The organism is Clostridioides sp. GD02404 (assembly GCF_045898275.1).
Lineage (GTDB): Bacteria > Bacillota > Clostridia > Peptostreptococcales > Peptostreptococcaceae > Clostridioides > Clostridioides difficile_A.
The window spans coordinates 1-12,366 of sequence record NZ_JBJOCA010000012.1; the positions used below are offsets into that span (position 1 = coordinate 1).

The window sequence follows — 12,366 nt, forward strand, 5'->3', positions numbered from 1 at the left end:
TTTTTTCTAAAATAAGTAATGAAATATAATTATTTTATTAATAAATTATATATATAATAAATTGCACCAAGAAATTTACAGACTATTCTACAAATTCAAAATAAAGAACAAGAAAATATACCACTTTTTATAAAAAGCGGTATATTTTCTTATTCTTTATCAATCTATCTTATTTTATTTTCTTCTGTTAAGTAACTCTTTCTTTATTTCATCAATTTTAACATCCTTTTCTATCATTAAGACTAATGTATGATATACTAAATCGCTAATTTCATAAATAAGTTCACTCTTATCTGTATTCTTTGACGCTATAATTACCTCACTACTTTCTTCACCAACTTTTTTAAGAATTTTATCTATACCTTTATCAAAAAGATAATTAGTATATGAGCCTTCAATAGGATTATTTTTTCTTTCATTTATTAAATCATATAGTTCTTTCAATATACTTTTTTCTACTTCAAATCCCATTTTATCAGTATCATCAAACAAATCTCTATAAAAACAAGAATAGTTTCCTGTATGACAAGCTACACCAGTTTGCTCAACTAAAAGTAATATAGTATCTACATCACAATCATAAGACATCTTAACAACTTTCTGAGTATTTCCAGACGTCTCACCTTTAATCCAAAGTTCTTGTCTACTTCTGCTAAAATAACAAGCTACTTTATCTTTTAATGTTTTCTTTATAGCCTCCTCATTCATATATGCCAACATTAGCACATCTTTACTCACTACATCTTGAGCAACAACAGGAACTAGACCCTTATCATCAAATTTTACACCTTTTATAAAGTCTTCTGTTTCCTCACTGTATACATTGCTACATTTATTTTCCATCTTTTCAACCCCCTATTAGATATCTTGCTTATAATCTTACTTCTACACCCATGTTTTTTAAATATTTCTTCAAATCATTTATTTTTATTTCTCCAAAATGAAATACAGATGCTGCTAAAATTCCATCCACATTAGATTCTTTTACAGCCTCATAGAAATCTTCCATTTTACCAGCACCTCCTGATGCTATAACAGGCACATTCACTAAAGAAGTTATTTTTGATAACAATTCTATGTCATATCCATTTTTCATTCCATCTTCATCCATACTATTTACAACAATTTCCCCTGCTCCAAGCTCTACACCCTTAACAGCCCACTCAATTGCATCAAGACTAGTCTTTTCTCTACCACCTTTTACATATACACTCCATGAACCTTCTTCATTTTTCTTTGCATCTATTGATAAAACAACACATTGTGCTCCAAATTTTAATGATGCTTCCCTTATTAATTCAGGATTTTTGACTGCTGATGAATTTATAGAAACTTTATCAGCACCTTTTCTTAAAATATCAGTAAAATCTTCTAACTTATTTACGCCTCCACCAACACAGAATGGTATATTTATATTTTCTGCAACCTTTGTTACAAATTCTAAGGATGTCTTTCTGTCTTCGTTTGATGCAGTTATGTCATAAAATACAAGTTCATCTGCTCCACAATCACTATAAAACTTCCCAAGTACCTCTGGACTGTCAACATCCACTATGTCTTTGAATTTCTTACCTTTTACAACTCTTCCATTCCTTACATCTAGACATGGTATTATTCTTCTAGTAAGCATATTTGTTGTGCCTCCTTAAAGTCTATCTTTTTGTCATATAGTGCCTTACCTATTATAGCACCATATAGATTCATATCTTTCAATCTTCTAACATCATCTATAGAGGTTACTCCTCCTGAAGCAATGACATTTAGTGATGTTTCATTTGATATTTTTTCATATATATCAAAATTTGGACCTTGTAACATTCCATCTTTTGATATATCTGTATAAACAATGGTTTGCACACCTATTTTTTCAAGTTGTTTACACAATGTTAGAGAATCCACATTACTTACAACTTCCCAACCTCTAACTGCTACCTTTCCATCTTTAGCATCTATAGAGACTACTATTTTATCTTTATATTCGTTGACTAATTCTTCAACTAAATTTAAATTTTCAATAGCTATACTACCTAGGATTACTCTAGTAACACCAGCTTTTATTAAACTTTGGACTTTTTCCTTATCTCTAACTCCTCCACCTACTTGAATAGGTATATCTATATTGTTTGCTATCTTTTCAATTGTTTCTGTATTTACACCAAATTCACTTCTAGCTCCATTTAAATCTACTATATGTATATATTCTGCGCCTTCATCTTTCCATTTGTTTGCTACTTCTAATGGATTATCATAATATACATTTACTTTATCAAAATCTCCTTGAGTAAGTCTGACACACTTGTTATCCTTTACATCTATTGCTGGAAATATTATCATTTTATCATCTCCCCATATGCTTTTAATATATTTAAACCTACTTCTCCACTTTTTTCAGGATGAAATTGTATACCATATACATTATCTTTTCTAACGATAGCAGGAATTTTCTTTTCATACTCTGAAAATGCAATAAGTTCTTCATTTGATGAATTTGCATAATATGAGTGAACAAAGTATACATAGTCATCTTCCTTAATATATTTAAGTATATCATCATCTTCTTTATTAAATTTTAGATTATTCCATCCCATATGTGGCACTTTTAAACTTATATCTAATTTATCAATACTGCCTTTTATAAGTCCTAATCCTTCATATTCTCCATACTCATAACTTTTCTCATAAAGTAATTGCATACCTAAACATATACCTATCAGAAATTTTCCTTTTGAAGCATGTTCTCTTAATATTGGTATCAATCCTAGTTCATCTAAAGCATTTATAGAATCTCTAAAAGCCCCAACACCTGGAAGTATAAGCGAATTTGCTTTCTTAATTTCATTTATATCACTAGAAATTTTAGTTTCTATTCCAGCTTTTTTAAAACCTCTAGATACAGAATCTATATTTCCAAGACCATAGTCTACTATTATATTCATTCTACAAAACCCCCTTTGAAGATGCTATCTCATTGGAAATTATTTCACTTCCTTCTTTTAAAGCTCTTGCAAAAGCTTTAAATATGCTTTCTATTTTATGATGGTCATTTTCTCCATATAAAAGATTAATATGTAATGTTACTCTAGATTCATTTACAAAAGCTCTGAAAAATTCTTTAAAACACTGAGTACTCATATTACCAAGCATTTGAGTATCAAATTTAGCATTAAATACAAGATATGGTCTATTACTTATATCTATTGCTACCATTGATAGAGATTCGTCCATAGGTATATAGATAGTAGAATATCTTCTTATTCCTTTTTTATCACCTAAAGCATTTTTAAATGCTTCACCTATAGCTATACCAATATCTTCAACACTATGATGGTCATCTACATATATATCACCTTTACAAATCACCTTTAAATCAAACTTGCCATGAAATGCCATCAATGTAAGCATATGGTCTAAAAATCCTATTCCAGTATCTATTTCAGCTTTACCAGAACCATCAATATTTAGTTCTACTGAAATTTGTGTTTCAAAAGTATTTCTTTCTATACTCCAAATTCTCATACCTATTTCTCCTTTTTCAAAATATCTCTTATAGCATCCATAAATATGGTATTTTCTTCTTTATCACCAATCGTAACTCTATAATAATTTTTTAACTTACCACTAAATTCCCTTATTAGCACTCCTCTATCAATAAGTTTTTGTGATAGATTTTCAATTTCAGAATAGAACAATATAAAATTTGCTTGCGATTTATATGCCTTAATTCCTATATCAATCATTTCTTTATATAAAACTTCTCTTTCTTCTTTTACTTCATTTATATAAGCTTTCACTATATCTTTATTTCTAAGAGCTCTTGTAGCAATAAAATCTGATAATGAATTTAAATTATATGGAGGTCTTACCTTTTCAACAGAGTCTATTAAACTACTATTAGATAACATATATCCTGTTCTTATTCCAGCCAATCCAAATGCCTTTGATAAAGTTCTAAGAATTATTAGATTTTCATACTTAAAAACATCACTCAACATACTTTCTTCTCCAAAATCCATGTATGCTTCATCCAAAACTACTAAACTGTCAGTTGAATCTAAGAGTTTTATTACATCTTCCCTCTTTAGTATTGTTCCAGTTGGATTATTTGGATTACATACAATTACTATTTTAGGATTGTTTTCTTTTACTTTTTCAATTACATTATCTATGTTTATAACTAAATTTTCGTCACTTTCAACACCTATAAACTTAGAGCCATTTATTTGACTATATATAGAATACATGCTGAAACTTGGAGAGAAACTTAATATCACTTCATTTTTATCTACAAAAGTATGTATTATCAAATCAATTATTTCACTTGAACCATTTCCTACTAAAAGATTTTTCTTACTTACTCCAGAAATATTTATATAATCTATTATAGACTCTTTCAATTCACTATAAGAATCTTCAGGATATAAATTTAAGTCTATATCACTATCAGAAATCTCTTTAATAAGATGCTTAAACAACTTCTTACTTCCTTCATTTGCATCAAGTTTTACTTTGCAATTCACATGGTTTGGTTCATATCCCTTTAATTCTCTTATACTTTCTTTTTCTCTCAATTTAAACTCCTCCTTCTTAATTGTATTTTAGTTATCTAGTTCTTCAAATAAACGAATTATATTTTGAATTTGTTCATATTTAAATCTATAACTAGCTCTATTTGATATAATTCTAGCACTTATATCACATATATCTTCCAATATTTCAAGACCATTTGCTTTAAGTGTATTACCTGTCTCAACTATGTCTACAATTACATCTGATAATCCTACTATTGGAGCTAATTCTACAGAACCATTTAATTTTATTATTTCAATTTTTTGACCTTTCTCCTTAAAGTATTTTTTAGCTATATTTGGATACTTTGTAGCTACTTTTAAATATTCATCTTCTCTATATATACTGTCGCCCTTTAATCCTGCTACAGCAAATTTACACTTCCCAAAACCTAAATCATATATTTCATATACATCTGTTTCATTCTCTAAAATAGTATCTTTTCCTGCTATACCAAGGTCTGCTACTCCCTTTTCAACATATGTAACTACATCTGATGGTTTGACATGTATATATATTATTTTATTTTCTTCATCTTTAAAGATTAACTTTCTTGTATCTGTGTCTATACTGTCCCCTAGACCCATTTTTTTAAATTTTTTAAACGATTCTCCTTCTATTCTTCCTTTTGCTAGTGCTATAGTCAAATAATCCAAAATAACCCCTCCTTTTAAATCCTATTTATATACATATTTCATTAACTCATCAACACTTAATGTAAACCCAATAGCGGGTATTTCTTTTCCATATTCTTTAGTTAGAGAATCATATCTTCCACCACTCAAAATCTCTTTATACGAGTTTGGATAATAACCTCTAAACATAACACCTTCATAATAATCAAGCATTGTAATCATTGATAAATCAAATCTAGCCTTATCTAAGAAATTACACTCTTCAATTAAGTTATTTATTTGCTTTAATTCTTCAAGTGCTTGTTTCATCTTATCATTACAATAGAAATTTTTTGACTTTTCAATAACATCACATAAATTTCCTTGTAAACTTAAAATATTTGATAATAATTCCTTTACTTCATTTTTAATTTTTAACTCTTCAATATATAGTTTTAATTCATGAGTATTTTTCGTATACAATAAATTTTTAATTTGATTTTCACAATTCTTATTTAAATTTAATTCTTCTAGTAGACCATTAATATACTTGCTACTTCCAACTTCTAATATAAACTTATTGTTATATTTCTCAAGTATCTTAAGAGCTAGTTTTACTACTTCTCTATCTGCTTCTACAGAAGATTCTCCTAGACATTCGCAACCTATCTGTCTTATCTCTTTTATTCCAACTGTATTTTTATTTTTATATATTGATGAATTATAAAAAAGTTTAAGCTTTAAACCATCTTCCCATCTTGGAACAAGACTTTTTATTATACTTGTAGTTATATCAGCTCTAAGTACCATTACTTTTCCATTTACAACCTTTACCATCGATTCTTCTGGAATTTTATTATTAATACTCGTAAACTCATCGTATTCTTCAAATAATTGTGGCTCTATTTGAAAATATTCTTCATCTAAAAAAAGTTTATCTATTTCTCTTTTTAATTTATATCTTTTTTTAGAATAAATAACTTCATCTTCAATCCTTAAAAACTTCATATTATCACCCTTTTCATTAAAATTGCTCTTCCCTTTGTAAATTTAAAATAATAAAAAGCCATATAGGCTTTATACCTATATGGCTATAATTTTCTCTTAAAATTACTTCCCATCATAGATACAAGACCAATTGCACTAAAAACAGGGCTTGTGTCTATGAATTAATTTCATATTACAATCCCTTTAATCTATGATGATGGTGATGATTTAATTTTGTATTTAATTTTACTATATCTAATCTCACCATGATAATTTCCTCCCAAGTAATTTTTATTAATATTCTAAATTTACAGTTTTTTGTTACTATTAATAATAATATATTTTTCAAAAATTGGCAATAGTTATTTGTAAAATTGAATAAAATATTTTATATAGACTTTTTATTTGTACAATTATAAATTTAATCTTTACCTAATTTGGAAATTTTATGTATAAAAAATGAAATTTCGGGAAAAATTGTAATAATTTAAAAAAACTTATTAAAATATAGTATAATAAGTATATCTTAATGTAAAGGGATGATTTTATGTATAAATATGATGACTATGTGAATTTAACAAATGATTTAGATTTACCTGTAGAAATTAGAAATAAATGTGTTAGAATTGTTAGTGTTTCAGAGAATTTAGAGGACATAATTATAGTACATAAATTCAAACTATATGTCGTAAATGAGAAGTACATTAAAGGAATTATGGAATAGGCATTTTGAATGTACTATTTTTATCAAAATTTATTATAAATAAAATTTAATATTTATAATAAGGAACTGTCTTATTGTAGAAAATACAATATATATAAGACAGTTCCATTTTATTTATTGTAGAATTTTAGTATCAATCAAACCTTTTAAATTATAAAACATACAACAAAACAGCTAAAAAATGAAATAAAGAACCTATCATAATAAAAATATGAAAGATTTCATGAAAACCAAATTCAGGACTTATATTAGGCTTTTTAATAATATAAATAATCGCACCTATAGAATAAGATATTCCCTCCATAATCAATAACTTGAGGCAATCTTTAGGTATTGAATTGAATGCATTTATATCAAAGACAATTGCCCAACCCATAAGTAAGTATATACTTGTAGACAACCATCTAGGAGCATCCATCCAAAAGATTTTTATTATTATACCAATAAAGGCTACTATCCATATTGCTGTAACAAATATTATGCCTTCCTTTTTTTCCATAAAACTTAGACATATTGGTGTATAGGAACCAGCAATTAATACATAAATCATTGCATGGTCAACTTTTCTAAAAAACAATTCTTGCTCTGGTGTTCCTTTTAAAAAATGATAATATGAGCTTGCACTATATAGAGCAATTAGTGACAACCCAAATATCGATACAGATACTATCATCAAAAGAGAGGTCTCTTGCAATGATACAGATTGAAAAACTAAAATTATAGTTGCTAAAAGAGATAAACAAGCTCCTATAAAGTGAGTTAAGCTACTTATCGGGTCTCTACCCTTCAAAAAAAATTGATACATTTTGTCCTCCTACAATTATGTATTTTAAAAATCAAATTTATCGATATAGTTTCCATTACTATATTATATATTTAATTATACCACTTTATATTCTTTTTACAAGACTCAATATTGTTTTATTTTCTAATTTATTGTATTATATATATTATGGAGGTAGCATATGATGAATAATGAACTTAATACTATAATACTAGAAACACTAGATAATGCTGATATAACTTCAAATGATATTCCTTCTATTGATTTATACATGGACCAAATTATTTCTTTAATTGACAATAAACTTTCTGCCAATAAGAGATTTGAGAGTGACAAAATTCTTACTAAAACTATGATAAACAATTACAGTAAAGAGGGATTAATCAAACCTATTAAGGGAAAAAAGTATACTAAAGAACAAATTTTACAAATGATAATTATTTATTCTATGAAAAATACACTTACAATACAAGAAATTAAAAGAATCTTACATGGTGTGTATGAAAAAGATGATTTCAATGAAGATGACTTAGTTAGTTGTTATGAAAAATTTATGTCTATAAAAGAAAATCAAAGAAAGAATATACCAAACTTTATAGATTCTAATTTTGAAGATGTAACAATAAATCCAGAAAATAAAGATGATTTACTGATAGCCTTATTGAGTTTGACTTCAATGGCTGACCAATTAAAAAATATTTCCGAAAAATTAGTAGATACCTATTTCCCAGATATTTCTAAAAAATAATTTCAATAAAGTAAGACTGAAAATAAATATTAAAATACAATATTACTTAAATCACTCTTAATTGTATACAATATAATTTTCAGTCTAAATATTAATACTTTCTATTTTTAATTTTTTCTAATAATCTCCATGTTAAGGTTCTACAAATTTAATTTTATCCTATTTAAGTTTTGACAATGTGAACAATTTAAATTAACTTGGATTTGTTTATACCCTATGAAAACGGCTTGTTTTAATATACCAGTGCCATCATCTATCATAACTACATTGTCTTTTATCTCTACACAGAAATTATTTTCTTGATTACACCAATAACAATCATACTTTTCATTACTTTTTTCTTCTCGCATGATTTTCGCCTCCTTCAATATAAGTTTCTACATTAAAAGAGGTTTTTCCTTTATATTTTTAATAAAATATTATAATTAGAACTTCATAGAATCTATTATACCTTCTATCTTTTCAGATGCTTTCTCTATTGCACTTTGTCTTTCTTCTTCACTAGTTCCAGTTCCATCTACTAATAATTCATCAAATTTCTTAATTCCTATAAATTTCATTATACTTTCCACATAATTTAATCCTTTATTCATAACTGGTTTCAATACCCATGGTATGTGTCCACCTGAAGATTGTATATATACCATACTTCTATCAATATCGTTTAAGATTCCTTGTGGCTTATCATTACCTTCAAATGATATAGTTTTTCCATCTTGAATTATACAGTCTATATATTCTTTAAGTGGTGCTGGAAAAGATAAACTCCACATAGGTGCCGCTATTACGTATACACTTGCACTCACAAATTGGTCACAAAGGCTTCTAATCTTTGTAATCTCTTTTCTATCCTTATCATCCAACTTCTTAGCATCTTCTTCATTAACTATGCAATTTCTCTTTTCAAAGTACTGATATTCAAGTCTTGGTATATGCTCTTTATAAAGGTCTATTTCTTCAACCTCAAAATCCTTGTTTTCTTCCATAAATTTATTTATAAATTTTCTTGCTACAGTTTTGCTTGAAGATAAGTCTTCAGGTTTTGAATTTACATTTATATATAATAATTTTTTCTTCATAAGCTCACTCCTAAGATTATTTTTATATTATTATTTCACAAATATAACCATTCTATTCTGTTGCCAAATCATAAAATAAATAAAGATACAAATTTTAAATAATCTTAAAAGTAAAAACAATAAAATATTATGTGTATTAATTACAGAAAATATTAAAGATATAATAAAAAATAGATATTCTAGCCTAAATAATGCTTATAATTTTAATAAAAATGGTATAGTGTTAAAACACTATACCATTACAATTATTTAAATATTTTTTAATATTTTTTCTTCCATTTTGCGCTTCTACCTCTTGCAACAACCTCTATCTTATCTTGTTTTCTTAGATTGTTAAAAACTCTATTTATTGTAGGTTCTGGAATATCAGGACATAAATCTCTTATATCTTCTTTTGTAAAATATCCAAGAGTAGAATTTATTATTTTTTCTATTCTACTAGTTTTGGTTTGTCTTTTCTTATCAGATATATTTAAACTATCATCCAACTTCTCATATGCAGTCAATATTGTTTCTAAAAAGTACTCAATCCATGCATTCATATCTGCTTTCTCACTACCTATAGACGATTTCAAATAATTTAAATTACTGTAATACTCATATGAACTATCATCAAATATTTTTCCTAAACTTATATATCTTCCAACTTCATATCCATTTTTATTTAGCAACAATAGGATAAGTACTCTCGCCATTTTTATATTACCTTCTTTGAATGGATGTATCAATATGAAATCTAACACAAATGCAGAAATTAATATTAATATATCAATTTCATCTTCCTCCATCAATGTATTATAAGCTTCACATATTTCTTCTACAGCTTTTTCCACCTTATTTACACCCGAATCAATACTTATGAATTCACCACATTTTAAATTGTGTTCAATAAAATCATTATCTGATTTGTAGCTTCCTCCTCTAGTAGATGAAAATTTATATAAGTATCCATGAAGCTCAAGAATTGTTTGTGAACTTATTGGAATACTTTCATAAGCACTATTAATGGTTTTTACTACATCTCTGTATTCAACAATGCTCAATTCTTCTCTACTTCTAGGTGTAACTTCATTACTTATTAATTTCTCCAAATTAAAATTACTACTATCTCTTTGATTTCCAATGTATGTAGATTCAGAACAATCTACTAAAGATTTTTTTTCTAATCTTTCTAAAATTTCTTTTGGTTGTTTTTTGTAAAGCAGTTGTCTACCCTTATACTCATTTATCTTAGACAACATTCTTGCTACATTCATGTTTACATACATATTTTTTAATTTGCTTTTCTTTGTAAATTCCATAAAATCACTCCATAATTAGAATTTCTCTTATCCTTGACAGCGGTTTTATTTTATCATATAATTGTACTTTTTGCAATTTCTTGCTCAATTATCTGAATTTATATTTTTTATTCAGTTGTTATCTCATTTAGTTTTTCACTTTCATTTAATCTTTCACTCTTAGGAGTATATCTTTTTAACTCTCTAAATACGACTACACCTGTAATTACTGTAGCTATAAAGTCAGACACTGGTTGAGCTGTCCATACACCCTGTAAACCTAGGAATGTAGGAAGAATTAGTACTGCTGGTATCAATAAAATTACTTGTCTTAAAAGACTTAATAACATTGCCATTTTGGCTTTTCCTATAGATTGTATAAAGTTTGTTCCTGTAACTGATAAGCCCACAATTGGCAACATAAGTAGATATATTCTTAAACCATCAACAGATATACTCATAAGCTCAGGGTCTTTATTAAATATTCCTATAATCGCCTCTGGGAAAACCATGACTACTACCATACCCATACATAAAATTATAGTAGCTACTACTAATGAACCTAAATATGCTTTTTTAACCCTATCGTATTTTTCAGCTCCATAATTGAAACCTATAATAGGTTGCGCTCCTTGATTTATTCCAAAGATAGGCATTAAAAATACCATTGCGATAGAAGAAATTGTAGCCATAGCACCTATAGCTAAATCTCCACCATGAGTTTTAAGTGCAATATTTGATATGACTTGAACCAAACTTGCTGCAAGTTGCATTGCAAATGGAGACATACCTATTGCAAATACTGCTTTTATTAGTTTCTTATCTAATTTTAGATTAGATTTACTAAATCTTAAGTTTGATTTTCCACTTATATAATATCCTATAGTTAAAACAGCTGTAAGAGCTTGAGAAGTTACTGTAGCAATTGCAGCCCCTTGTATTCCTAAATTGAATCCAAATATTAATATCCAGTCTAAAACTATATTAGTTAAACATCCTATTATCATTATTCCTGCTGAAATTTTAGGGCTACCATCAGCTCTTATTGAGTGGTTTAAAGAAAAGGAAAGAAGATTTACTACTGTACCTAATAATATAATATTTATATATGATTTTGCATATATAAGGGTATTTTCACTTGCTCCAAATAATGTAAGTATCTTATTTGCAAATAAGATTCCAAGTATCATTATAATAATTCCTGTTATTACAGATAATGTCATTGCATTTCCTATAAGTTTTCTTGCCTCTTCTACTTTACCTTGCCCAAGTTTTATTGATATAGTAGTAGTTGTTCCTATACCTATCAACATACCAAATGCAAGTATTATTGTCATTATCGGCATTGTGACACCAAGACCTGTTATTGCAAGTGGCCCAACTCCTGGTATATTTCCAATAAAGATTCTATCTACTACATTATATAAACTATTTACCAACATACCTATTATCGCTGGTATAGAATATTTAAGTAGTAATTTGCTAATTCGTTCTGTTCCTAATAATTGTTGATTTTCCATCAAGTCTCCTCCTTCTTCTAATATTCAATTTTCCACATATTACAAGGGAGGTGCAAATGCCCTC

At 27.2% G+C, this 12,366-nt stretch carries 15 protein-coding genes; 2 read left to right on the forward strand and 13 right to left on the reverse strand.

The window, feature by feature from the left end:
• Positions 1–174: 174 nt before the first annotated feature.
• The 8 genes from hisIE to Q3287_RS08850 are packed head-to-tail and all read right to left on the reverse strand — an operon-like array spanning position 175 to position 6,188.
• The gene (gene hisIE / locus Q3287_RS08815; protein ID WP_054270043.1) at positions 175–843 is read right to left on the reverse strand and encodes a bifunctional phosphoribosyl-AMP cyclohydrolase/phosphoribosyl-ATP diphosphatase HisIE; all 669 of its coding nucleotides are present in this window, start codon (positions 841–843) and stop codon (positions 175–177) included.
• A gap of 28 nt (positions 844–871) precedes the next feature.
• Positions 872–1,630: an imidazole glycerol phosphate synthase subunit HisF gene (gene hisF, locus Q3287_RS08820; RefSeq protein WP_054270042.1), complete on the reverse strand. Its 759-nt coding sequence runs from the start codon at positions 1,628–1,630 to the stop codon at positions 872–874.
• Complete coding sequence (hisA, locus tag Q3287_RS08825) at positions 1,612–2,334, reverse strand: 1-(5-phosphoribosyl)-5-[(5-phosphoribosylamino)methylideneamino]imidazole-4-carboxamide isomerase (RefSeq protein ID WP_054276529.1); 723 nt, start codon at positions 2,332–2,334, stop codon at positions 1,612–1,614. Before hisA ends, hisF begins: the two co-directional genes overlap by 19 nt.
• Positions 2,331–2,936: an imidazole glycerol phosphate synthase subunit HisH gene (gene hisH / locus Q3287_RS08830; RefSeq protein ID WP_243193048.1), complete on the reverse strand. Its 606-nt coding sequence runs from the start codon at positions 2,934–2,936 to the stop codon at positions 2,331–2,333. Before hisH ends, hisA begins: the two co-directional genes overlap by 4 nt.
• Position 2,937: 1 nt before the next feature.
• Positions 2,938–3,522, reverse strand: coding sequence for an imidazoleglycerol-phosphate dehydratase HisB (hisB, locus tag Q3287_RS08835; protein ID WP_407815054.1), 585 nt, complete (start codon positions 3,520–3,522; stop codon positions 2,938–2,940).
• Complete coding sequence (gene hisC / locus Q3287_RS08840) at positions 3,519–4,568, reverse strand: histidinol-phosphate transaminase (protein ID WP_407963899.1); 1,050 nt, start codon at positions 4,566–4,568, stop codon at positions 3,519–3,521. The genes hisB and hisC overlap by 4 nt, the downstream gene beginning before the upstream one ends.
• A gap of 27 nt (positions 4,569–4,595) precedes the next feature.
• The gene (hisG, locus tag Q3287_RS08845; protein WP_021384322.1) at positions 4,596–5,222 is read right to left on the reverse strand and encodes an ATP phosphoribosyltransferase; all 627 of its coding nucleotides are present in this window, start codon (positions 5,220–5,222) and stop codon (positions 4,596–4,598) included.
• 21 nt (positions 5,223–5,243) lie between these two features.
• Complete coding sequence (locus Q3287_RS08850) at positions 5,244–6,188, reverse strand: ATP phosphoribosyltransferase regulatory subunit (protein WP_054270037.1); 945 nt, start codon at positions 6,186–6,188, stop codon at positions 5,244–5,246.
• Positions 6,189–6,714: 526 nt separating this feature from the next.
• Here Q3287_RS08850 and Q3287_RS08855 point away from each other — a divergent pair.
• Positions 6,715–6,891 (forward strand): hypothetical protein, encoded by a 177-nt coding sequence (locus Q3287_RS08855; protein WP_003420092.1) that lies wholly within the window; start codon positions 6,715–6,717, stop codon positions 6,889–6,891.
• A gap of 151 nt (positions 6,892–7,042) precedes the next feature.
• Here Q3287_RS08855 and Q3287_RS08860 read toward each other — a convergent pair whose 3' ends face one another.
• Positions 7,043–7,696, reverse strand: a complete 654-nt coding sequence (locus Q3287_RS08860) for a hemolysin III family protein (RefSeq protein ID WP_054270036.1) — start codon at positions 7,694–7,696, stop codon at positions 7,043–7,045.
• A 160-nt stretch (positions 7,697–7,856) separates the two neighbouring features.
• Here Q3287_RS08860 and Q3287_RS08865 point away from each other — a divergent pair, with 160 nt between their 5' ends.
• Positions 7,857–8,423, forward strand: a complete 567-nt coding sequence (locus Q3287_RS08865) for a DUF1836 domain-containing protein (RefSeq protein ID WP_231300667.1) — start codon at positions 7,857–7,859, stop codon at positions 8,421–8,423.
• A 140-nt stretch (positions 8,424–8,563) separates the two neighbouring features.
• Here the strand turns inward: Q3287_RS08865 and Q3287_RS08870 are convergent, their stop codons facing one another.
• The 4 genes from Q3287_RS08870 to Q3287_RS08885 form a co-directional block, all read right to left on the reverse strand.
• Positions 8,564–8,773, reverse strand: coding sequence for a hypothetical protein (locus Q3287_RS08870; RefSeq protein ID WP_021384315.1), 210 nt, complete (start codon positions 8,771–8,773; stop codon positions 8,564–8,566).
• Positions 8,774–8,848: 75 nt separating this feature from the next.
• The gene (locus tag Q3287_RS08875; RefSeq protein WP_054270035.1) at positions 8,849–9,502 is read right to left on the reverse strand and encodes an FMN-dependent NADH-azoreductase; all 654 of its coding nucleotides are present in this window, start codon (positions 9,500–9,502) and stop codon (positions 8,849–8,851) included.
• A gap of 260 nt (positions 9,503–9,762) precedes the next feature.
• Positions 9,763–10,803 carry a Fic family protein gene (locus Q3287_RS08880; protein ID WP_054270034.1) on the reverse strand — a complete coding sequence of 347 codons (1,041 nt, stop codon included), beginning with the start codon at positions 10,801–10,803 and terminating at the stop codon, positions 9,763–9,765.
• Positions 10,804–10,910: 107 nt separating this feature from the next.
• Entirely contained in the window at positions 10,911–12,302 is a 1,392-nt protein-coding gene (locus Q3287_RS08885; protein ID WP_054270033.1) for an MATE family efflux transporter, read from the reverse strand.
• Positions 12,303–12,366 lie beyond the last annotated feature (64 nt).

Coding starts and splice junctions, on each gene's coding strand:
- Q3287_RS08885 (WP_054270033.1), bottom strand. CDS start 12,302: ATGGAAAATCAACAATTATTAGGAACAGAACGAATTAGCAAATTACTA.
- Q3287_RS08875 (WP_054270035.1), bottom strand. CDS start 9,502: ATGAAGAAAAAATTATTATATATAAATGTAAATTCAAAACCTGAAGAC.
- Q3287_RS08880 (WP_054270034.1), bottom strand. CDS start 10,803: ATGGAATTTACAAAGAAAAGCAAATTAAAAAATATGTATGTAAACATG.
- hisF (WP_054270042.1), bottom strand. CDS start 1,630: ATGCTTACTAGAAGAATAATACCATGTCTAGATGTAAGGAATGGAAGA.
- hisA (WP_054276529.1), bottom strand. CDS start 2,334: ATGATAATATTTCCAGCAATAGATGTAAAGGATAACAAGTGTGTCAGA.
- Q3287_RS08865 (WP_231300667.1), top strand. CDS start 7,857: ATGATGAATAATGAACTTAATACTATAATACTAGAAACACTAGATAAT.
- hisIE (WP_054270043.1), bottom strand. CDS start 843: ATGGAAAATAAATGTAGCAATGTATACAGTGAGGAAACAGAAGACTTT.
- Q3287_RS08855 (WP_003420092.1), top strand. CDS start 6,715: ATGTATAAATATGATGACTATGTGAATTTAACAAATGATTTAGATTTA.
- hisH (WP_243193048.1), bottom strand. CDS start 2,936: ATGAATATAATAGTAGACTATGGTCTTGGAAATATAGATTCTGTATCT.
- Q3287_RS08860 (WP_054270036.1), bottom strand. CDS start 7,696: ATGTATCAATTTTTTTTGAAGGGTAGAGACCCGATAAGTAGCTTAACT.
- Q3287_RS08850 (WP_054270037.1), bottom strand. CDS start 6,188: ATGAAGTTTTTAAGGATTGAAGATGAAGTTATTTATTCTAAAAAAAGA.
- Q3287_RS08870 (WP_021384315.1), bottom strand. CDS start 8,773: ATGCGAGAAGAAAAAAGTAATGAAAAGTATGATTGTTATTGGTGTAAT.